The sequence below is a fragment of the Arthrobacter sp. S39 genome (assembly GCF_004320525.1).
GTDB lineage: Bacteria > Actinomycetota > Actinomycetes > Actinomycetales > Micrococcaceae > Arthrobacter.
The window spans coordinates 103,862-125,792 of sequence record NZ_SIHX01000011.1 but is presented as its reverse complement, the minus strand read 5'-3'; the positions used below and the strand labels follow the sequence as shown (position 1 = coordinate 125,792).

General features: G+C 67.5%; 15 protein-coding genes and 1 tRNA gene (1 of these 16 only partly in view). 11 read left to right on the top strand and 5 right to left on the bottom strand.

Annotation, left to right across the window (positions count from 1 at the left end):
* Position 1 precedes the first annotated feature (1 nt).
* A complete protein-coding gene (locus tag EYS21_RS19295) occupies positions 2-1,021 on the top strand; it encodes a LacI family DNA-binding transcriptional regulator (protein WP_131134856.1) in 1,020 nt (339 codons plus the stop codon).
* A gap of 32 nt (positions 1,022-1,053) precedes the next feature.
* Here EYS21_RS19295 and EYS21_RS19290 read toward each other — a convergent pair whose 3' ends face one another.
* Positions 1,054-2,181 carry an FUSC family protein gene (locus EYS21_RS19290; RefSeq protein ID WP_131134855.1) on the bottom strand — a complete coding sequence of 376 codons (1,128 nt, stop codon included), beginning with the start codon at positions 2,179-2,181 and terminating at the stop codon, positions 1,054-1,056.
* Positions 2,182-2,414: 233 nt separating this feature from the next.
* On the opposite strand from EYS21_RS19290, the gene pstS reads away from it, so the two are divergent.
* The 4 genes from pstS to pstB all read left to right on the top strand — a co-directional run bounded on the left by pstS (position 2,415) and on the right by pstB (position 6,514).
* A complete protein-coding gene (pstS, locus tag EYS21_RS19285; protein WP_131134854.1) occupies positions 2,415-3,536 on the top strand; it encodes a phosphate ABC transporter substrate-binding protein PstS in 1,122 nt (373 codons plus the stop codon).
* A gap of 112 nt (positions 3,537-3,648) precedes the next feature.
* Positions 3,649-4,581 (top strand): phosphate ABC transporter permease subunit PstC, encoded by a 933-nt coding sequence (gene pstC, locus EYS21_RS19280; protein WP_131134853.1) that lies wholly within the window; start codon positions 3,649-3,651, stop codon positions 4,579-4,581.
* Positions 4,582-5,691, top strand: a complete 1,110-nt coding sequence (gene pstA / locus EYS21_RS19275) for a phosphate ABC transporter permease PstA (RefSeq protein WP_131134852.1) — start codon at positions 4,582-4,584, stop codon at positions 5,689-5,691.
* Positions 5,692-5,734: 43 nt separating this feature from the next.
* Entirely contained in the window at positions 5,735-6,514 is a 780-nt protein-coding gene (pstB, locus tag EYS21_RS19270) for a phosphate ABC transporter ATP-binding protein PstB (RefSeq protein WP_131134851.1), read from the top strand.
* Positions 6,515-6,549: 35 nt separating this feature from the next.
* On the opposite strand, the gene EYS21_RS19265 is transcribed toward pstB, so the two are convergent.
* From EYS21_RS19265 to EYS21_RS19255, 3 genes are all read right to left on the bottom strand, one after another.
* A complete protein-coding gene (locus EYS21_RS19265) occupies positions 6,550-7,566 on the bottom strand; it encodes an inorganic phosphate transporter (RefSeq protein WP_131134850.1) in 1,017 nt (338 codons plus the stop codon).
* Between the two features lies 1 nt (position 7,567).
* Positions 7,568-8,185 (bottom strand): nuclease PIN, encoded by a 618-nt coding sequence (locus EYS21_RS19260; protein ID WP_131134849.1) that lies wholly within the window; start codon positions 8,183-8,185, stop codon positions 7,568-7,570.
* Between the two features lie 267 nt (positions 8,186-8,452).
* Positions 8,453-9,112: a hypothetical protein gene (locus tag EYS21_RS19255; RefSeq protein WP_131134848.1), complete on the bottom strand. Its 660-nt coding sequence runs from the start codon at positions 9,110-9,112 to the stop codon at positions 8,453-8,455.
* Positions 9,113-9,321: 209 nt separating this feature from the next.
* Between EYS21_RS19255 and EYS21_RS19250 the strand changes: the two genes are divergently transcribed.
* A tRNA-Lys gene (locus tag EYS21_RS19250) sits at positions 9,322-9,394 on the top strand.
* Positions 9,395-9,545: 151 nt separating this feature from the next.
* Here EYS21_RS19250 and EYS21_RS19245 read toward each other — a convergent pair.
* Positions 9,546-9,755 carry a DUF4287 domain-containing protein gene (locus EYS21_RS19245; RefSeq protein WP_131134847.1) on the bottom strand — a complete coding sequence of 70 codons (210 nt, stop codon included), beginning with the start codon at positions 9,753-9,755 and terminating at the stop codon, positions 9,546-9,548.
* A gap of 52 nt (positions 9,756-9,807) precedes the next feature.
* Here EYS21_RS19245 and EYS21_RS19240 point away from each other — a divergent pair, with 52 nt between their 5' ends.
* The 5 genes from EYS21_RS19240 to EYS21_RS23490 all read left to right on the top strand — a co-directional run.
* Positions 9,808-10,830 carry a LacI family DNA-binding transcriptional regulator gene (locus tag EYS21_RS19240; RefSeq protein WP_131134846.1) on the top strand — a complete coding sequence of 341 codons (1,023 nt, stop codon included), beginning with the start codon at positions 9,808-9,810 and terminating at the stop codon, positions 10,828-10,830.
* A 115-nt stretch (positions 10,831-10,945) separates the two neighbouring features.
* Complete coding sequence (araB, locus tag EYS21_RS19235; protein ID WP_131134845.1) at positions 10,946-12,724, top strand: ribulokinase; 1,779 nt, start codon at positions 10,946-10,948, stop codon at positions 12,722-12,724.
* A complete protein-coding gene (locus tag EYS21_RS19230; protein WP_131134844.1) occupies positions 12,721-13,425 on the top strand; it encodes an L-ribulose-5-phosphate 4-epimerase in 705 nt (234 codons plus the stop codon). Before araB ends, EYS21_RS19230 begins: the two co-directional genes overlap by 4 nt.
* A 47-nt stretch (positions 13,426-13,472) precedes the next feature.
* Complete coding sequence (araA, locus tag EYS21_RS19225) at positions 13,473-14,993, top strand: L-arabinose isomerase (protein ID WP_131134843.1); 1,521 nt, start codon at positions 13,473-13,475, stop codon at positions 14,991-14,993.
* A gap of 372 nt (positions 14,994-15,365) precedes the next feature.
* Positions 15,366-21,931 carry the 5' portion of a Calx-beta domain-containing protein gene (locus tag EYS21_RS23490; protein WP_165478365.1) on the top strand. 22,384 nt of this gene lie beyond the right edge of the window, so only the first 6,566 of its 28,950 coding nucleotides appear in the window; its start codon is at positions 15,366-15,368; the stop codon falls past the right edge of the window.

The following is a 21,931-nucleotide window of genomic DNA, read 5'->3' as shown; positions in this document are numbered from 1 at the left end:
AGTGAAGCAAGATCAAAGCGGAAGCCGGCCGGCGCCCACCCTTGAAATGGTGGCTGCGCTGGCCGGCGTGTCCCGCGCCACGGTCTCGCGCGTGGTCAACGACGTGCCCAGCGTGGACGAGGACATCGCCGCGAAGGTCCGCCAGGCCATCCTCGCCGTGAATTACACCCCCAACCGGGCGGCCCGGTCCCTTGCCAGCCGGAAGCCCAATTCCGTGACCCTGATTGTGCCGGAGTCCACGTCCAAGGTCTTCGCCGATCCGTTCTTTGCCTCCGTGGTCCAGGGCGTGGCACTTTATCTCGCAGACACCGATTACACCCTCAACATGGTCATTGCGTCTGAAGCCAAGCCCGAAAAGACCAGGGCTTTCCTGCTCGGCGGCAACGTTGCCGGCGCCTTGGTGGTCTCCCACCATGCGGGGGACCGCTCCTGGGCACACGTCAGCGACCACATCCCCATGGTGTTCGCGGGCAGGCCGCTGGCGGAGGGCGGAAGTTATTACGTGGACGTGAACAATGAGGCAGCCGCCGAAGGCGCAACCCGGCTGCTGATCCAGGGCGGCCGCACCCACATCGCCACGATCGCCGGGCCGCAGGACATGCCTCCCGGCGTCGACCGCATCAACGGCTGGAGGAACGCCCTCGAAGCGTCCGGGCTGGACGACTCGCTGGTGGAGTATGGCGACTTCACCCTCTCTTCCGGTGCCAAAGCCATGCGGCGGCTCCTTGAACGCGGCAAACCCCTGGACGGGCTCTTCGTGGCTAATGACCAAATGGCTGCCGGGGCCTACACCGTCCTCCATGAACGCGGAATCAGGATTCCCGACGACGTCGCCGTAGTGGGGTTCGACGACGATTCCTTTGCCACGTCCGTGAACCCGCAGCTGACAACCGTTCATCACCCCATCATCGACATGGGCAAGAAGATGGCCGAGATCCTGGTCGACCTGATCGAGGGCAAGCCCACGGACAGGGTCACCCAGATCCCTACGTCGCTGGTGATCCGTGATTCGGCCTCCTAAGGCCCTTTATGCTGTGAACGACCAGTAGCCCGCTACAGCCCGGGCAGCACATCCCGGGCCTCGCGGGAATCCATCCCCGTGGCCTCCAGTAAATCCACCATCAGCGGCCGGAACAGCATCACCACTGTCTCGCCCTCCAGCCGCTGCACCTCCAGCAGCTTGGGGTGCAGCCTCAGCGCGATCTCGCTCAGGTCCTGCCGTGCGGTGCGCAGGTGGGCGCGCCGGGCGCCGTCGTGCGTTTCCGCCAGGCCGAGGGAGAGTTCCTCAATGGCGGCAGCGGTGTCCTGCAGCACCTCCGCGATGTTGTCGTTGGCCTCATCGGACAGGGCGGCGTGGTTGATGGCGCTGGTCAGCCGGCGCGCGAAGACCCGGCTGTTACGCAGGGCAAGGTCGATGAAGTCCAGCGACTGCTTGAGCCGGTCCAGCTCGTCGCGGTGCCGGCGGTAGGCCGGCGCAAGCGTGGCCACCTCCCCGGAAGCGCGCAGAGAATGGCGCATCGCGTCCACCAGCGGCTGGCAGTTCCGGCCCCGGATCAGCGCGTGCCACGCCTGGGTGGAGTCGCTGTTGCTCAGGGCGGTGGCGCACTCCCGCAGCACTTCGGCCAGTTCGTGGAGCAGCTTCTGGACATCCTTGCGGGGCTCCCGGCGCGGATCCTTGGGCACCAGGATAGTCACCAGCAGCGCGAACAGCCCGCCCACGATGGCGTCGAGGCTGCGCGTGAAGGGCCCGCCTGCAGGTGCCGGCAGCAGCACCACCAGCAGGGACTGCAGCCCCAGCTGGGTGGTGAAGATGTTGCCGCCGTCCAGGAACCGGGCAAGCAGGATGGAGACCAGGAGGACGACGGCGGCAACCCAGATATCGCCGCCCAGCCAGTGGAGGAGCAAATCACCCACCACAATGCCGATGGTGCAGCCCAGTCCCACTTCCACCACCCTGCGAAGGCGTGGCTCCCGGGAGAAGCCCAGGGCAATCAGCGATGAAGTCGCCGCGAACAGCGGACCCGAATGGCCCAGCACGTACTCGGCGAACGCGTAGGCCCCCACTGCGCACCCGGTCATCTGGATGGCCGGGAACAGCGAATTGCGGCTGCGGATCAGGCCGGTGCGGATGCGGCCACGCAGGAAACGCCGGCTTGCTGAGAGTCCTGCTGCGATGGCCATGGGTTCAAGTCTATTCACTGGCCGTGCACTACGACCGAAGATGTGACCTGCGCAATGGTGACGCTGCAGATGTAAGCGAATATCCCGCCGTCGTTAATTTCCCGTTCACTTTGGAGCGCCCATCCCGTTACCTGCGGCCCATAACTTCAATGAAGGTACAGAACGTACGCATCGCGCTGCAGGGCGTCTCCGGTCCTGCCCGCAACTGAATAACCCTGGAAGGGGTACATCTAGTGAAGGCTCTCCGCTTCGGCCGCCACGCGGCTATCGCTGTTATCGCAGCCGGCGCTCTCGCGCTGACCGCCTGCGGTTCAGACAACGTCACGGGCGCTGCGCCTGCTGGCAACCAGACTTCCGCTGGCCCCAAGGTCACCGGCACCCTCACCGGCATCGGTGCATCCTCCACCGGCGCAGCCATGGACGCCTGGAAGGCCGGCTTCGCTGCCGCCAACTCCGGCGCCACGGTCCAGTACTCCCCGGACGGTTCCGGCGCAGGCCGCAAGGCCATCATCGACGGCTCGGCCCAGTTCGCCGGTTCGGACGCGTACCTCAAGGATGACGAGCTGGCCAGCTCCAAGGCCGTCTGTGGCCCCGAGGGCGCCATCAACATCCCGGTCTACATCTCCCCGATCGCTGTGGCGTTCAACGTCCCGGGCGTCACCGACCTGAAGCTTGACGCCGCTACCGTGGCAAAGATCTTCCGCGGCCAGATCGCCAAGTGGAACGACCCCGCCATCGCTGCCCTGAACGCCGGCGTCAGCCTGCCGGACCTGAAGGTCACCCCGGTGAACCGCTCTGACGACTCCGGCACCACCACGAACTTCACGGACTACCTGGCCTCTGCAGCCCCCGAGGTATGGACCGACAAGTCCGCCGGCATCTGGCCGGCCACCCTGCAGGGTGAAAACGCCAAGGGCACCTCCGGTGTGGTCAAGACCGTCACCGACACCCCGGGCGCCGTAACCTACGCCGATGACTCCGCCGTGGGCGGCAAGCTGGGCACCGCCTCCATCAAGGTGGGCGAGGAGTTCGTCAAGATCTCCGCCGACGCCGCAGCCAAGGCTGTTGAAGCCGGCAAGCCCGTCGAAGGCCGCTCCGCCACCGACGTCGCCATCAAACTGGACCGCAAGACCACCGTTTCCGGCGCCTACCCGGTGGTCCTCGTTTCCTACCACGTCGTCTGCACCACCTACGACAAGCAGGAAACCGTTGACCTCGTCAAGGCCTTCGAAAACTACGTAGTTTCCGACGCCGGCCAGCAGGTAGCAGCAGACTCGGCCAAGTCCGCGCCGCTCTCCCCGGCCCTCGCCGAGAAGGCCGTCAAGGCCATCGAATCCATCAAGGTCAAGTCCTAGTTACCTGCCCTGAACGAGTTCCCCGCCACGCCGAGAGGCGGGGCGGGGAACTTGGTTTTTGTAACCCTTGCTTCACGCTTCCCCAAGCACCACCTCAACCGAAGGGTCGGGAATGACCGTCACCTCCCTGAAAAGCTCCCAGGGCGCAGGCCGCGCCGGGGACAAAATCTTTTCCGGAGCAACCCTGGCAGCAGGGTGCCTGATCCTTGCCGTCCTGTTCGGCGTTGCCCTGTTCCTTGTCGTCCAGGCGATTCCTGCGCTCACAGCCCCCGCTGCTGAGATCCAGGGCGGCGAAGGCTTCTTCGCCTACATCTGGCCGATCGTGGTGGGCACCCTGATCGCCGCCGCCATCGCCCTGGTGATCGCAACGCCCATCGCCATCGGCGTGGCCCTGTTCATCTCGCACTTCGCACCGCGCCAGCTCGCGTCCGGGCTGGGCTACGTGATCGACCTGCTGGCCGCCATCCCGTCCGTGGTTTACGGCGCCTGGGGTGCCGCGTTCCTCGCCAAGGAAATCTCGCCGGCCTACAACTGGCTCGCGGACAATATGGGCTGGCTGCCCATCTTCCAGGGACCGGCCTCCGCCACCGGCAAGACCATCCTCACCGCCGGCATCGTGCTGTCCGTGATGGTCCTGCCCATCATCACGTCCCTGAGCCGCGAAATCTTCCTGCAGACCCCCAAGCTCCATGAGGAAGCGGCGCTCGCCCTGGGCGCCACGCGCTGGGAAATGATCAAGATGGCAGTGCTGCCCTTCGCCCGCCCTGGCATCATCAGCGCCATCATGCTCGGCCTGGGCCGCGCCCTCGGCGAAACCATGGCCGTCGCCCTGGTCCTGTCCTCCGGCGCACTGACCGCCAGCCTGATCCAGTCCGGCAACCAGACCATCGCCGCCGAAATCGCACTGAACTTCCCCGAAGCCAGCGGGCTCAAGGTCAGCACCCTCATCGCCGCAGGCCTGGTCCTGTTCGTGATCACCCTGGGCGTGAACATGATCGCCCGCTGGATCATCACCCGGCACAAAGAATTCTCGGGAGCCAACTAAATGACCTCCACCCTGACCCCGGTCCGCAAGCGCTCGGCCCTCACCAAAGGCCAGCTGCCCAAGTACGCGCCGTACGTGGTGCTGGCGCTTGCCCTGATCGCCGGCGCCGCCATCCTCGCCCTGATCGGCTTCAACGCCTTCGGCTGGGGCATCGTCTCCGCCATCCTGTTCGCCGCCGGCCTCGTGGGCTGGAGCGCCGCCGTCGAAGGGTCCCGGAAGGCGAAGGACAAACTTGCCACCTGCCTGGTGGTCGGCTCGTTCCTGATCGCGCTGCTTCCCCTGATCTCGGTCATCTGGACCGTCCTGGCCAACGGCCTCCCCGGCATCATTGCCCCCGGATTCCTGGGCAGCTCCATGAACGGCGTCACGGGCGTCTACGACAACAAGGCCGTGGAGGAAGGCGCCCCCGTACTGGGCGGCATCTACCACGCGCTGCTCGGCACGGTGCAGATCACCATCCTGGCCACCATCATCTCGGTGCCCGTCGGCCTGCTCACCGCCATTTACCTGGTGGAGTACGGCCACGACGGCCGGCTGGCCCGGGCCATCACCTTCTTCGTGGACGTGATGACCGGCATCCCGTCCATCGTGGCCGGCCTGTTCGCCGCAGCCTTCTTCTTCGCCGTAGTGGGACCGGGCACCAAGACCGGTGCCGTGGCCGCCGTCGCGCTTTCCGTCCTGATGATTCCGGTGGTGGTGCGATCCAGCGAGGAAATGCTGAAGATCGTGCCCAACGAGCTGCGCGAGGCGGCCTACGCCCTGGGCGTGCGCAAGTGGCGCACCATCCTCAAGGTGGTCATCCCGACGGCGATCTCCGGCATTGCGTCCGGTGTCACCCTCGCAATTGCCCGGGTCATCGGCGAAACCGCGCCGATTCTTGTCACCGCCGGGTTTGCCACGAGCATCAACGGCAACGTGTTCGGCGGCTGGATGGCGTCCCTGCCGACGTTCATTTACACGCAGATCCTGAATCCGACGTCGCCGGCGAACCCGGACCCGTCCTCGCAGCGGGCCTGGGGTGCTGCCCTGGTGCTGATCATCCTGGTGATGCTCCTGAACCTCGGCGCCCGGCTCATCGCCAGGCTGTTCGCCCCCAAAACCGGCCGCTAGGCCGCATAAACTTAATCCGTACCCCAGCAAGTGAAGGAACATCATGTCCAAGCGCATCGACGTCAAAGACCTGAACGTCTACTACGGCAATTTCCTCGCCGTGGAAGACGTCAGCATCAACATCGAAGCCAAGTCCGTCACGGCGTTCATCGGCCCCTCCGGCTGCGGAAAGTCCACGTTCCTGCGGACACTGAACCGCATGCACGAGGTCCTCCCGGGCGCCCGGGTGGAGGGCGAAGTCCTGCTCGACGGGGACAACCTCTACGGCCCCGGCGTTGACCCCGTGACTGTCCGTTCGCAGATCGGCATGGTGTTCCAGCGGCCCAACCCGTTCCCCACCATGTCCATCCGCGACAACGTGCTGGCCGGCGTGAAGCTGAACAACCAGAAGATCTCCAAGGGCGAGGCCGATGCCCTGGTGGAGCGCTCGCTGCAGGGCGCCAACCTCTGGAACGAGGTCAAGGACCGGCTGGAGAAGCCCGGCTCCGGGCTTTCCGGCGGGCAGCAGCAGCGCCTCTGCATCGCACGCGCCATTGCCGTGGAACCGCAGGTGATCCTGATGGACGAGCCGTGCTCGGCCCTGGACCCCATCTCCACACTGGCCGTGGAGGACCTCATCAATGAGCTCAAGGACCAGTACACCGTGGTGATCGTGACCCACAACATGCAGCAGGCGGCCCGCGTCTCGGACCGGACGGCGTTCTTCAACATCGCCGGCACCGGCAAGCCCGGCAAGCTGATCGAATTCGCGGACACCACCACCATCTTCAACAACCCCGGCCAGAAGGCCACGGAGGACTACGTCTCCGGCCGCTTCGGCTAATCCCCACCGGCTCCCGGCCTTCGCAAGCTCAGGCCTTAGGACCCCGCCAGCGGTGACAGCGCCAGGGCCAGGACAAAGGCACCGGCGGCCGTCGCGGCCGGTGTCAGGACCCACAAGCCCAGGATACGGATGACCAGCTTCCGGTTGGTCACAGAGAAGTGCTGGTTCTCGCCCGCGCCGAGCACGCCGGCGGTCACCGTGTGCGTGGTCGAGACCGGCCAGTGCAGGCCGATGGCGCCGACGAACAGCATCACGGCGCTGAAGATCTGCGCCACAGACCCTCGCAGGGGGTCAATCCGGGTGATCTTGTAGCCGATGGTGTGCGAGATCCGCCAGCCGCCGAAAAGCGTTCCGGCCGTGATCATCACGGCGGAGAGCAGCGCCACCCACACGGGGATGGTGCCGCCGTCGGAGTAGCCGCTGGCCAGCAGGGCGAGAAGCAGCACCGCGCTGACGCGCTGGCCGTCCTGCAGGCCGTGGCCGAACGCAACGGCGCCGGCGGCGATGGACTGGCTGCGGCGGAAGCGTGTGTTGATGACGTTGGGCTGGGCATAGCGTGCCGCCCACGTGGCCGGGTAGACCAGGAGGAAGGCTCCGCTGTAGGCAACAAGCGGCGAGAGCAGGAGCGGCAGGACCACCTGGAGAAGGAGCGACTGGTCCACACCTCCCACTCCGCCGCCGCCCACCGCGAGGCTTGCCAGCCCGGCGCCGGCCAGGCCGCCCACGAGCGCGTGCGTGGAGGAGGACGGGATCCCGCGCCACCACATCAGGATGCCCCAGGCGCAGGCGCTTGCGAGTCCTGCCACCAGGATGCCGAGGCCGTTGGCGCCGCCGGGCAGGGTGATCCAGTGCTGGCTCACCGCCACCGCGAGGCTCGCGCTGAGCAGGGCGCCGAGGAAGTTGAAGAAAGCGGCCAGCAGGACGGCCACGCTCGGCGTGAGTGCGCGCGTGCGGACCGCCAGGGCAACCGAGGTGGAGACGTCGCGGAAACCGTTGAGGAAGGCAAACGCCGCGGTCAGCAGGACCACCGCGGCGAAGATGGCTGCCGTCACCTCAGGATTCCTTGACGATGATGCTGCCCACCTGGGTGGCGATGCGCCGCATGTCCTTGGTGACTTCCACGAGCTGGTTGGCGATGTCCCGGTTCCGGGAGTACTGCGCCCACTTCATGTCGGAGATCATGTCCGCCACCCAGACCCGGTGCGTACGCTCGGCCCGCTTGGCCAGCCGCAGGATCTCGATCCAGTAGTCCTCAAGGTCATCGAGGTTGTTCAGCCGGCGCATGGCGTCCACCGTCAGCTCGGCCTGCCGGCTGATGATCTCCAGCTGGTCGGCCGCCCGCTTCGGCAGGCGCTCCAGCTTGTACAGGGCCACCAGTTCCGCGGCGGCGTCGAGCTTCTCGATGGCCTCGTTGAGGTAGCGGGACAGCGCGTACATGTCCTCGCGGGGGAGCGGGTTCACGAAGCTGGTGCGCATGTGGGTGAGCAGGGCGAAATGCAGCTCGGCAGACTTGGCCTCGTGGTTGTGCATGTCCTCCACGAGCTTGCCGTGCTCGGCGGCGGGGACGCCCAGGATCTCCGCAAGGGTGGCGCTGGCCAGCACAATCTGGCGTGCCATCTCCGAAAGGAGGTTCAGCCCGGCGGGCTCCTGGGGAAAAAGGCGCAGCTTCACGTGGTTACCGGTCTCCGGAAAAATGTACTGGGATGGGGCAGCCGGCTTTGTGACTTGACCGCAGCCCGCAACTGACCATTACTCTACCGGGCAGGCGCGGGCGCCTGAAAAAGGGCATAAAAATGGTGCCGAACCGGATACGCCTCTCGGCGGTAGGCCGCTCTAGGCGGCTAAATGTTGAAGCCCGGGGGTTTCGCGGTTCGACACCAGTTTCAGTGTTCTACGTTGGCTGGCCCAAGTCAACATTGACAGATCGGGCCTGCTGGGTCAGTCCAGCTCGCCCAGGCGCCACGCGTTGGCAGCATGCTCGAGGTCCTCGGCGGTCTTGACCAGCTGGTGAGAGTTGCGCGTGAGCTTGCTCGCGTGCGCCTCGTTGCCGAGTTCGGCACCGTCGGCGATGGTCGCCTGGCCAAGCGCCACCACGCGGCAGAACGCGGCGGAACGTTCCAGCGCGACGTCGAACTCGCCGTCGAACGCCCCCGAAAGGATGGCATCCGCCATGGTCCGCATCTCGTCGGCTCCCGGCGGTTCTGCGGCGCCGGCCACCACGTTGGAAACCTGCGCGGTGTCCTTCCCGGCGCGGAAGTACACCGAAATCCGCTCGGGGTCCTGGACGGTGGCGGCGCGCAGCGCGTACAGCCGCCAGAGGGCGCCGGGCAGGGAGCGCGCCGGACTCTCGGCCCACATCTCCGCAATGGCTTCCAGTCCCTGTTCGTCTGCCAACTTGACCAGCCGTTCGGTGATGACGGGGTCGTCGCTGTCGCGTCCGTGCCGCACCAGTGCCTGGGCGGCGAGATGCGCGGCTTCGGAGACGCGCGCGGGATCGGCGCCACCTGCAAACGGCTCAAAGTCGATGGGGGCGAAAGGCTTGGGCTTGTGATGCCGGTTGGCTCCGCCGTAGTGACTGGGTCCTGTTTGCTCGCTCATGCCCCCACGCTACTCCTGTGCCCAAAGGGAATCGAGTGCGTTGCGAATGGCCTCCGGGCCCACCCGGGAACCGGAAAGCGGGGCCGGACGCGGCGCCGTCGGAGTACGACGGCGGCGCGCGGCCGTGTGCCGGAGCAGCCCCCGGTCTGGGGTACAGTATTAACGTTCAGAAATGGACTGGGCTGATCGGCTCTTTTGACGGTCAGCTGGGGCCTTTAGCTCAGTTGGTAGAGCATCGGACTTTTAATCCGTGGGTCGTGGGTTCGATCCCCACAGGGCCCACTCTTCCACCGAAGAGTGGCAGTCCCCGGCATCCTGGAAACAGGGTGCCGGGGACTTTTCTTTTGCCGTCAATACCGGCATTCCCAGGCTGGTTCGCGGATCCGTGCCTTCACGGTCCGGATGTGCGGACAAGCTGAGGACGGCCCGGGAATCAGGCTTCGTGTTCCGCCCGGAACACGGCCACCAGGGCGTTGGCGTGGCCATGGCCCATCCCGTGCTCGTTCTTGAGCCAGTTCACCTGCTCCAGATGCTTCAGGCCCCTGACCTCGCCCAGGGCCGACATCCAGTGCTCGATCGGCCGCCCGTACTTTGCTTCGATGGACGGGAAGTAGGATCTCGGGCCTTTTACCGGTTCGCTCATGGGGACATTCCAGCATCGAAGTCCCGGGGCTGGCAACGGGCACAATGGGTACATGTCAAAAAGCAGCAACGGGCGGCTGCCGCGCCTTGAGGACGTGGCCGAGCTCGCCGGCGTCTCGCACCAGACGGTCTCCCGCGTCATCAACAACCACCCGAACGTCAGCAAGGCCACCCGTGAAAAAGTGGAAGCTGCCATCGCAGAGCTCGGCTACCGCCGGAACACGGCCGCGCGCAGCCTGGTGACCAGGCGCTCGCAGACCATCGGCGTGCTCGGCAGCGAACTCGCGCAGTACGGGCCGGCCAACACGCTGCTGGGCGTGGAGCAGGCCGCGCGGGATGCCGGCTACTTCGTCAGCATCGCCGCCCTCCGTTCCGTCAGCCGCGACGCCATCTTCGACGCGCTGCGGCACTTCACGGACCAGTCGGTGGACGGCATCGCCGTGCTGGTACCGCACACCGAAACCCTGCGGATCCTCGAGGAATTCAACCCCGGCGTCCCCGTTGTTGCCGTGGGATCCCTAGGCGACGAAGCCGTGAGCGGCGCCATGGTGGACCAGAAGCGCGGCGCCGAGCTCGCCGTCGGGCATCTCATCGAACTGGGACACCGCCGGATCGGACACGTGGCGGGCCCCTCCGACTGGATCGACGGTGCCCTCCGCGCCGAAGGCTGGCGCGCCGCGCTCGAGGAGGCCGGGCTGCCGCATGACCTGCTGCTCGAAGGCGACTGGAGCGCGGGCAGCGGCTACGAGTTCGGCCGCCGGCTCGCGGCCGAGAGGACCGCCACGGCACTCTTTGTGGGCAACGACCAGATGGCGCTGGGCATCCTGCGGGCCTTCAACGAGGCGGGAGTGCGCGTTCCCGACGACGTCTCCGTAGTGGGTTTCGACGACCAGCCGGAATCGGGGTACTTCACCCCGCCGCTCACCACTGTGCGCCAGGACTTCGAGGAGCTCGGCCGGCGGTGCATTGACATCATGCTCAAGGAAATCGAGGCCGGCGCAGCCGTAAGCTCCACCGTGGTCACTCCGGAGCTGGTGCGCCGAGCCAGCACGGCAAGTCCCGCCACAGAGCACTAGCCCCAACACGCCAACCGGCTGCCGGCCATTCTTCCAACTCTTGACATGCATGTTGTTAGCGCTCACAATTGTCAGCAGGCCGCGAAGTGGCGGCAGCTAATTGGAGGAACTTTTTATGGACGTCACAGTGGACGGCAGCGAGCAGTACGTCATCGGCGTGGATTACGGGACGCTTTCCGGCCGGGCCGTGGTGGTCCGCGTACGGGACGGCAAGGAACTGGGCAGCGGTGTCTTTGACTACCCGCACGCCGTGGTCACCGATGCGCTGCCGGTGGACACAGCGGGCGTGCCGGCCGACGGCGCCGCCCGGCTTCCCGGCGAATGGGCCCTTCAGGTGCCCAACGACTACCGCGACGTCCTGCGCAACGCTGTCCCCGCAGCCATCGCGGACGCGGGCATTGACCCGGCCGCCGTCGTCGGCATCGCCACAGACTTCACGGCCTGCACCATGGTTCCGGTCAAGGCGGACGGGACCCCGCTGAACGAGCTGGACGGCTTCGCCAACCGGCCGCACGCCTATGTGAAGCTGTGGCGCCACCACGCCGCGCAGCCGCAGGCGGACCGCATCAACGAACTCGCTGCCGAGCGCGGCGAATCCTGGCTGCCGCGCTACGGCGGGCTCATCTCCTCCGAATGGGAGTTCGCCAAGGGCCTGCAGCTGCTGGAAGAGGACCCGGAAGCCTACGCCGCCATGGACCACTGGGTCGAAGCCGCGGACTGGATCGTGTGGCAGCTCTGCGGCCAGTACGTCCGGAACGCCTGCACCGCCGGCTACAAGGGCATCTACCAGGACGGCCGGTACCCGTCCGAGGACTTCCTGGCCGCGCTGAACCCGGGGTTCAAGGACTTCGTCAGCACCAAACTTGAGCACACCATCGGCCGGCTCGGCGACGCCGCCGGCTACCTCACCGCTGAGGCCGCCGAATGGACCGGCCTGCCGGAGGGCATCGCCGTGGCCGTGGGCAACGTGGACGCACACGTCACCGCCCCGGCCGCCCGTGCGGTGGATCCCGGCCAGCTGGTGGCCATTATGGGCACCTCCACCTGCCACGTTATGAACGGCACCGAACTGCACGAAGTCCCGGGCATGTGCGGCGTGGTGGACGGCGGCATTGTCGACGGGCTCTGGGGCTACGAGGCCGGACAGTCCGGCGTGGGCGACATCTTCGGCTGGTTCACCAAGAATGGCGTCCCGCCGGAATACCACCAGGCAGCTGCCGACAAGGGCCTGGGCATCCACGAATACCTCACCGAACTCGCCTCCCGCCAGGCCATCGGCGAGCACGGCCTCATCGCCCTGGACTGGCACTCCGGCAACCGCTCAGTGCTGGTGGACCACGAACTCTCCGGCGTGGTGGTGGGCCAGACCCTCGCCACGAAGCCCGAGGACACCTACCGGGCACTTCTGGAGGCCACGGCCTTCGGCACCCGCACCATCGTGGACGCCTTCCGTGAGTCCGGTGTGCCCGTGAAGGAGTTCATCGTGGCCGGCGGGCTCCTGAAGAACAAGCTCCTGATGCAGATCTACTCGGACATTACCGGCCTGCAGCTCTCCACCATCGGCTCAACCCAGGGCCCGGCCCTGGGCTCCGCCATCCACGCCGCCGTTGCGGCCGGAAAGTTTGCAGACATCCGCGAGGCCGCGGCCGCCATGGGCTCCGAACCCGGCGACGTCTACACGCCGATCCCGGAAAACGTTGCCGCCTACGAGGAACTGTTCCAGGAATACCGCACCCTTCACGACTACTTCGGCCGCGGCGCCAACGACGTGATGCACCGGCTCAAGGCCATCGCGCGCCGCGCTACTGCGGTAAATCCGGCGGCGTCCGGCGCCGCCGCAGCACCCGCCGCCGCAGCTCCCGCTGCCCCCGCAACCGTTGGAGCGTCCGCATGAGCACCGCCACCGTCAGCACCCTGGAAACCATCGCCCGGATCCGGCAGGAAGTCTGCACCCTGCACGCCGAACTCACCCGCTACGGACTGGTGGTGTGGACGGCCGGGAACGTCTCCGCCCGCGTGCCCGGCCGCGACCTGCTGGTCATCAAACCCTCCGGCATTTCCTATGACGACCTGACGCCCGGGCAGATGGTGGTCACCGACCTCCACGGGGTGCCCGTGGACGGTGATGCGGACGGTGAGTGGGGCAACCCGCCGCTGTCGCCGTCGTCGGACACCGCCGCGCATGCATACGTCTACCGGCATATGCCGGAAGTGGGCGGCGTGGTGCACACGCACTCCACCTACGCCACGGCCTGGGCCGCCCGCGGCGAGTCCATCCCGTGTGTCCTGACCATGATGGGCGACGAGTTCGGCGGCTCCATCCCGGTGGGCCCCTTCGCGCTGATCGGCGACGACTCGATCGGGCAGGGGATTGTCGAGACGCTGAAGAACTCCAACTCGCCTGCGGTCCTGATGCAGAACCACGGCCCCTTCACGATCGGCAAGGACGCCCGGTCCGCCGTGAAAGCCGCCGTGATGTGTGAGGAAGTAGCGCGCACCGTCCACATTTCCCGGCAGCTGGGCGAACCGATCGCCATCGACCAGGGCCACATCGACTCCCTCTACGCCCGCTACCAGAACGTCTACGGCCAGTAACACTTCGCCGTCAGCCCATCCCAAACTTACTTTTGCAGGAGAACCCCATGAGCACCGCAGCAAACACTTCCCTCGACGGCTACGAGGTCTGGTTCCTGACCGGCAGCCAGCACCTCTACGGCGAGGACGTCCTCAAGCAGGTGGCGGCCCAGTCCCAGGAGATCGCCAACCAGCTCAACGCCTCCTCGGCCGTTCCGGTCAAGATCGTCTGGAAGCCGGTCCTGACCGACTCCGACGCCATCCGCCGCACCGCGCTGGAAGCCAACTCGGACGACTCCGTCATCGGCGTCACCGCCTGGATGCACACGTTCTCCCCGGCCAAGATGTGGATCCAGGGCCTGGACCTGCTGCGCAAGCCGCTCCTGCACCTGCACACGCAGGCCAACCGGGACCTGCCCTGGGCAGACATCGACTTCGACTTCATGAACCTCAACCAGGCCGCCCACGGCGACCGCGAGTTCGGCTACATCCAGTCCCGCCTGGGCATCGCCCGCAAGACCGTCGTCGGCCACGTCTCCAACCCCGAGGTGGCCCGCCAGGTCGGCGTCTGGCAGCGCGCCGCCGCGGGCTGGGCCGCCGTCCGCACCCTGAAACTGACCCGCTTCGGCGACAACATGCGCAACGTCGCCGTCACCGAGGGCGACAAGACCGAGGCGGAACTGCGCTTCGGCGTCTCGGTCAACACCTGGTCCGTCAACGAGCTCGCCGAGGCCGTGCACGGCGCCGCTGAGGCCGACGTCGACACCCTGGTGGCGGAGTACGAGGACCTTTACGACGTGGTTCCGGAGCTCCGCGCAGGCGCGGCCCGGCACGACTCGCTCCGCTACGGTGCCCGCATCGAACTGGGCCTGCGCAGCTTCCTGGAAGCCAACGGCTCCGCCGCCTTCACCACCTCCTTCGAGGACCTGGGCGCGCTCCGCCAGCTCCCCGGCCTGGCGGTCCAGCGGCTCATGGCTGACGGCTACGGCTTCGGTGCCGAGGGCGACTGGAAGACCGCCATCCTGGTCCGCGCGGCCAAGGTGATGGGCGCCGGCCTGCCCGGCGGCGCGTCCCTGATGGAGGACTACACCTACCACCTGGAACCCGGGTCGGAGAAGATCCTGGGCGCCCACATGCTGGAGGTCTGCCCGTCCCTGACGGCCGGGAAGCCGAGCCTGGAGATCCACCCGCTGGGCATCGGCGGCCGCGAAGATCCCGTCCGCCTGGTGTTCGACGCCGACGCCTCCGCCGGCGTCGTGGTGGCCCTTTCGGACATGCGGGACCGCTTCCGCCTGGTGGCCAATGCGGTGGACGTGGTGCCGCTGGACCAGCCCCTGCCCAACCTTCCCGTGGCCCGCGCCCTGTGGCAGCCGAAGCCCGACTTCGCCACGTCGGCCGCCGCTTGGCTCACCGCCGGCGCCGCGCACCACACCGTGCTCAGCACCGCCGTCGGCATGGACGTCTTTGAGGACTTTGCCGAGATCGCCAAAACCGAGCTGCTGACCATCGACGAGGACACCACCATCCGCCAGTTCAAGAAGGACCTGAACTGGAACGCGGCCTACTACAAGCTCGCCGGCGGGCTGTAAGCAGCCGGACTCCGGCCCGTGGATCCGGGCGGCGACGCGGGGCACAGAACGCCCGTGACGCCGCCCGGATTTTTGTTTTCCTCCCAGGGTGAAACGACTCAATACGGCGTGTCGCAAGGGAGTGTCACCTATGAGTTAGTCGAAGGTCTTGACTTAAAAAATCCGGCGGGCGTAATGTGCCGCTTGGGACCCAAAGCTGGTCCCACCAAAACTTTGGCCAGGCTCCCTGCGAAAGGAAGCCGGCAAGCGGATTTCGCGTAGTTGCCGTTTCAATGCGGCGGCTAGCGTCACCACTCAACGCACGGGGGCGCGCGTTCGTGACGCATCTGGGGATTTACGAGTCCATGGGGTCTCAGCGCCATGCAACTGACCATGCTTCAGCTTGTGCTGCACCGGATGATATCCGCTGCGCTGGCTCTGTGCATGGTGGTCGCGTTTAATCTCCCCACCGCAAATCCGGCAGTGGCCTTCACTCTTTCCGGGCAGGTTCCGGCCGCCTCCACCCAGCCGCAGGGACTCCGGTCCGTGCTGTTCGCCGGCGAACACCAGGATGCCGCCTACACCGCCGGTACCCAGGCCGGGATCACCATCACCGCTGCGGAGCTGGCCCAGATGGCCGGTTTTGCTGCAGCGCAGTGGCCCGGCTGGTCCGTAGCCGGCGCCGCTGTTTTTGTGCAGGACCTCCCGGGAGACGCACTGGCCATCACCTCCGGCAACAGCATCGCCGTGGACCCCACGGCCGCCGGCTGGGGCTGGTCCGCCACGATGGGTGCACCGGCGCCCGGCACCATGGATCTGTTCACGGTGCTGGCCCACGAGTACGGCCACATCGCCGGGTACGCGGACATCGAGGGCGGCGCTGACCTGATGACCCGGACACTCAGCCCGGGGGAGCGGCGCTTCAACAGCGAGGGCCGGCTGTACCCGGCGGCCGCGGCTGAAGCCGTTGTGGCTGAGCCTGCCGTGACGGAGGCTCCCGCTCCTGACGCACCCGCCCCCGACGCAGTGGCCGCCGGGGAACCCGCCGCCGAGCTGACGGACCCGGAAGATTCCACAGCAGAGCCCGCTCCGGCGACGGATCCGGTTCCCGCGACGGAAGTCCCTGCATCTGAATCCCCTGCAGCTGAATCCCCTGCAGCTGAAGTCCCGGCAGCCGAGGTTCCCGCCGCCGGGGTTCCCGCGACGGAAGACGCACCGGCAACGGAAGCTCCCGCCGTCGGCCTTCCCGCCGCCGTCAGCCTTCCCGCAGCGGACGTCCCGGCAACGGCAGCTCCCGCCGCAGTTCCGGCCCCCTGGAATATTTCCATGACCGCAACGTCGGCAACCCTCGCGTTCAAGGCGGACGGCACCGTGACCTTCGCCGGCGAAACCCGGGACCTGGCCACCGTCACCGCCATCACCGTCACCGGCACGGCCGGCGACGACACCTTCACCGTTGACCGCGGCATCTCGGATCCGGCCATCACCGTCACCTTCGACGGCGCCGCCGGCTTCGACACCCTCGTCACTGCGGGCAGCACCGCCAGCAGCACCTCCGTGGCCACGGACCCGCACTCGGGAACCATCTGGCTCGACGCCACCGTGATCCACTACCTGAACATCGAACCGATCGTCTCGGGCGACGCCACCAACGCCGTCTACGAGCTGACCAGCGGCGATGACGTAGCCACGCTGACCCTCAACGGCGGCGGCCTCCTGGAACTCAGCGGGGCCACCTTCGAAACGGTCGCCTTCGCGGCTCCAACAGTTTCCCTGACCATCAAGGGCGGCACGGGCAAGGACAAGATCACCCTCTCCGGAACCATCGCCCTGATGGCCGCGTGGCTGCTGATCCAGATGGAACTCATCGAGGTGGCTGACGACGCCGTCATCACCACCACCGGCGACGTCACCCTGGAAGCAGCGGACTCGGTGACCGGGGGACCCGTGCTGGGTTGCCTCCTGGCCCTCGCCACGCACTGCACCGACGTCGCCGTCACCATCAACGGTGGCAACATCAGCGCCAACAACCTCAACCTCACCGCCACCTCCACCGTGGTCCCGGACGCCAGCCACTTCTCGGCCTACGCGGTCAACGTCGACTCCAGCGCCGCCGTCGAGGTCACCGGCAATGCGCTGCTGGCAGCGGCCGGCGCCGTGGTCATGAGCGCCACGTCCACAGTGGGCCCGGTGACCCTCAACAAGGACTACGGCGACCTCGCGATCATCTCCTCCGACGCAACCGTCACGGTGGGCGGCAGCGCCGTGGTCACCGCAGGCTCCAACGTCACCATGACCTCCACGTCAACGGTCGACGCCGGCGCGACGCCCGGTGCCGCCGGCAAAGACGAGGGCGAGGCGGACTCGTCCGGGAACAGCAGCTTCGACGCCGCAGTCGCCATCCTCACGGTGACGGCCAAGTCCATCACCAAGGTCACCGGCACCGCCCACCTGCAGGTGCTCGGGGACCTCGCCCTGGCAGCCGTCAACCACGCAACCCTCACCGCCACCGGCGACGCCAGCGACGCGAACTCCGGTGCCGGCGTCGCGATCGCGAACCTGAACCAGACCACCACGGCCTTCATCGACTCCAGCAGCACAGCCCCGACGACGGCAGCCAAGCTGAACATCACCGCCGACTCGGAAGCCACCAACACCTCGGCCTCCAAGGCCGGCGTCGAAGGTTCCAGCCAGAACGACAAGGACCCCAACGACGCCGAACGCGGCAACGGCCAGGCCAACACAGCAGACGGCAACATCGGCGTCGCCGGCGCCCTGTCCGTCAACGTGCTGGACAGCACCACCGGCGCCTACATCAGCGGCGCCCGGGTCAACACCACCGGCGCCCAGAAGATCCACGCAGGCTCCAGGAACAACGCCACCGCCAACGCCGACGGCAGCACCACCTCCGGCAGTGGCCTGGGCGTGGGCGTGGCGGTCGGCATCAATGTGGTCACCCTGCTCACCGAGGCCTACCTGGCCGGCGGCGCCATCCTCAACGCCGGCGGCGTGGTCCTGGAAGCCTTCGGACCGGCCACCGGCAAAAACGCCTTCACCACCAACGCCAAATCCGGCGCCGGCGGGGACGCCAGCGTGGGCGTGGCCGGCTCCCTGGCGCTGAACCTGATCACCGCCACCACCCTGGCGAACGTCCGTGGAGCCGGCGCCAACCTCAACGGCTCGGACCTCACCCAGACCGCCACGGTGAACCACGAGAACAAAGCCAAGGCCGAGGCCAAGCAGGCCGGCGGCGGCTCGGTGGGCATCGGCGCCTCCGTGGCCATCAGCGTCATCAACAACATCGTGGAAGCCGGCCTGGCCGCCAACGGCATCCTCACCGCCGCCAAGAAGCTCGCCATGAACGCCACCACCACGGACGCCACCACCACCGAAGCGAGCGGCGGCGCGGCCGGCGGCAGCACTGCAGTCCTCACCGGCGTCGTCGGCATCACCATCTCCAACATCAAGTCCAGCGCCTCCGTCAACCGCGGCGCCGGCCTCACCACCACCGGCGACATCACCGGCAAGGCAGACCAGACGGCCACCGTCGAAACCAAGGCCCTGGGCTCCACCACCGCCGGAGCCGGGGCCACCCTCGGCGCCGCCATCTCCTTCGCACTCACCTCCGCCGAGCACCTGGTGGACTCCTCGCTGTACCGCAACACCACCTCCGGCGGGTTCATCAGCATGGAAGCGGACGGCACCTCCACCACCGCCACCACGGCCACGGCCAGCGCGGCCGGCGCCAAGGGCGGGGACAGCGCCGGCGGCAAGGACTCCTCCAACAAGGACAGCAAGGAAAAGTCGGACGCCCAGCTGGGCTTCGCCGATTCCAAATCCACGTCCACCAACTCCAACGGCACCAGCACCCCCGCCGCCAAGAACGAGGACGGCACCACCGTCACCGTCGCCGCCGCGATTGCGCTCAACCTGGTGACCTCGACGACGACGGCGCTCGCCGCTGCGGTGCTGGGCCAACCCGCCATTGCGGTCACCGCGGCTGGACCCGTCTCGTTCAAGACGCTCAACAACACGGACGCCAAGGCCGTGGCCGACGGTTCGGCCAGCAACGGCAGCTCGGTGACCATCGGCGCTGGCCTGGCCATCAACAAGGTGATCCTGCGCAACGAGGCAAGCATCGGCGTCGGGACCGCAGTCACCGCCGCCGGGCTCAACCTCACCGCCAACATGCGGCCCCTGGGCGGCGGCACCGATACCGTCCACGCCTTCGAAGCAGACGCCAAGGCGGGCGCCTCCGGCAGCAGCGGCAACCTGGGCATCGCCGGCGCGTTCGCCCTGAACATCGTCGACCAGAACACGCTGGCGACCATCCACGGCGACCCCACCCCGGCCCCGCAGGCTCCGGCCGCCCCGGGCGTGGCGATCCTCGGTGCAGGCGCTGTGGGCATGACGGCCAACTCGAACTCCACCTCCAACGCCAAGGCGAAGGCCAGCCAGTCCGGCAGCGGCACGGTGGGCATCGGCGCAGCCTTCGCCCTGAACCTCGTCAACGACACGGTGTACTCGGGAATCGACCAGTTAGGGGACCCGACGCGCGGACCCCCGCTCACGGGAGCCGGAACAGTCACCATCGCAGCAACCACCGCGCACACCCTGGCCACCACAGCCGAAAGCGGATCAGCGGGCGGAACCGTCAGCATCACCCCGGCAATCGCGATCACCATCGCCAACATTCTCACCAGCGCCTCGCTCGGCGCCAGCGCCACGGCCCTCACCGCCGCCGGCGCCGTGGATGGCCAGGCCACCCAGACCGTCAAGGCCACCACCACCGCCAAGGGCGACACCAAAGTAGGCAGCACCGCCGGCATCGGCGTTTCCCTCGCACTGGCCATCATCGACAACGACGTCGATTCAGGCAGCGCACGCAGCATCACCGCAGGGGGAGCCATCGGCTTCAAGGCCACCGGCACCTCGGACACCAGCACCACCGCGGAAGCCTCCGCGAAGGGCGCGTCACCCAGCGAAGGTAGTGACGGCGGCGGCAAGGACGTCAACCAGAAGGCCGACGCCAACCTGGGCCAGGCCAAGGGCACCCAGTCCGCCGAAACCGGCAAGACCTCCAGCACCAGCTCCACACCCAAGGCCGCCAGCAACGAGGACAGCGGAAGCTCGGTCTCGATCGCCGGTGCCATCGCCATCAACGTGGTGGACACCAGCTCCCGGGCCTGGTTCGCCAACGGAGTGGTCATCAGCTCCGGCGGCATTGTCACCCTCAAGAGCCTCGCCAACACCGACGTCCTGGCCAACGCCAAAGGCGACAGCGCCGCAGATGCCAGCGTGGGCATCGGCGCCGGCGTTGCCGTGAACAAGGTGGACATCCTCAACCGGGCCGTCACGGGCACCGCCACCATCACCGGCACCGGGCTGGTCCTCACCGCCGCACTCACCGGCGGGGACAGCAACGACGTGGTGCGGCGCTGGACCGGCACTGAATGGAAGACCGTCGAGAGCGGCGCCGAACTCCCCGGCCCGTCCAAGGACGACCTCGCCTACGTCAAGACCAATGACGGCAGCGGCGGCAATGACGGCATCTACAAGTTCGGCGGCAGTGACTGGACCATGGACCAGGACGTCACCATCGCCAGCGGTGCAGCGCTCCCGGGATCGCCGGCCAGCGGCGACTACTTCCTGCTCACCACCGCAAACGACGGCCACCCGCGCAACAGCGTCTACAAGTACAACGGCACCACCTGGGACTTCATCACCGCCGACACCTACGGGCAGAAGTCGGAACTCCCCAAGAATGACATCGAGGAGAACGACTGGTTCCAGCTCACCGCCCAGGACGGCAGCAACGCCCCCGGCTTCTACAAGCGCAACGGTTCGCAGCAGTGGATCCTCCAGTCGGTGACCCTGACCGACGGCGACCACTTCCCGGCCAGCCCGTCCGTGGACCAGCTCTTCCGGCTTTGGGAGCACGAGGTTTCCGCCACCGCCCGCGCCGGCGCCAGCGAGGCCTCCAGCGTCGGAATCGCCGGTGCCCTGGCCCTGAACATCCTCAGCTCCACGACGGAAGCAGTCCTGCAAACCGGCGCCTCGGCCACGCTCAGCAGCGCCGCCGTCGTGATCTCCGCCCTGGGCAACGAATACGACCTGGCCACGGCCAGCGGCAAGGCCGAGGTGGGCAGCGCAACAGGCGTCGGCGCCTCCGTGGCCCTGCAGGTCATCCACAACAATGTGGTCCGGGCAGAGGCCGCCAACGGCGCCGCGCTGACCGGTGGCACATCGGTCACCGTGGACGCCCTGGGCTTCCGCGAGGTGGTCACCAAGGCCGAGGGCGGCACCACCGGCGGCACCGCAGTCACCCCCGTAGTGGCACTGCTGGTCAGCGTCAACGACGACGTCACGGCGCGGCTCGGCACCTCGGGCACCGCACTCACCGCCGCAGGCGCCATCAAAGTCACCGCCACCCACGTGAACGTGATCTACACCGAAGGCAATGCCGAAGCGGCCGGCAAGAGCACCGCCGTCGGAATCGATATTGCCGTCAACGCCGTGGTGGACTGGGACACGCTCGCCGAAATCGCCCGGGACGCCACAGGCACCAGCGTGGACGTCCTCGCCGTCTCGGTCATCAGCAGCGAGTCCAGGTCCGTGGCCAGTGCCTCGGGATCCGAGGACAGCGGGGCCAGCGGCGACTCCAAGGCCAACGGCCAGGCCAACGGGGACAACCCCAACACGCAGGGCACCAAGTCCTCCACCGCCGGCATGCCAAGCTCCAGCGGCGGCACCAACGGCAGCAACGGTGCCAACGGCGCCAACGGACAGCAGGGAAGCCAGTCGGGATCCTCCGGCAGCAGCACCGGGGTCGCCGCCGCCATCGCCGTCAACTGGGTGGTTGCCACCTCCACGGCCCGGATCACCGGCAACCGCACCGTCACCGCCGCCTCGGGCGCCGTCACCGTCCGCACCACGTTCCTGCTGCGGGCCAACGCCTT

Coding starts and splice junctions, on each gene's coding strand:
- araB (WP_131134845.1), top strand. CDS start 10,946: ATGGACGTCACAGTGGACGGCAGCGAGCAGTACGTCATCGGCGTGGAT.
- araA (WP_131134843.1), top strand. CDS start 13,473: ATGAGCACCGCAGCAAACACTTCCCTCGACGGCTACGAGGTCTGGTTC.
- EYS21_RS19290 (WP_131134855.1), bottom strand. CDS start 2,181: ATGGCCATCGCAGCAGGACTCTCAGCAAGCCGGCGTTTCCTGCGTGGC.
- EYS21_RS19255 (WP_131134848.1), bottom strand. CDS start 9,112: ATGAGCGAGCAAACAGGACCCAGTCACTACGGCGGAGCCAACCGGCAT.
- EYS21_RS19245 (WP_131134847.1), bottom strand. CDS start 9,755: ATGAGCGAACCGGTAAAAGGCCCGAGATCCTACTTCCCGTCCATCGAA.
- EYS21_RS19240 (WP_131134846.1), top strand. CDS start 9,808: ATGTCAAAAAGCAGCAACGGGCGGCTGCCGCGCCTTGAGGACGTGGCC.
- pstA (WP_131134852.1), top strand. CDS start 4,582: ATGACCTCCACCCTGACCCCGGTCCGCAAGCGCTCGGCCCTCACCAAA.
- pstC (WP_131134853.1), top strand. CDS start 3,649: ATGACCGTCACCTCCCTGAAAAGCTCCCAGGGCGCAGGCCGCGCCGGG.
- pstB (WP_131134851.1), top strand. CDS start 5,735: ATGTCCAAGCGCATCGACGTCAAAGACCTGAACGTCTACTACGGCAAT.
- EYS21_RS19230 (WP_131134844.1), top strand. CDS start 12,721: ATGAGCACCGCCACCGTCAGCACCCTGGAAACCATCGCCCGGATCCGG.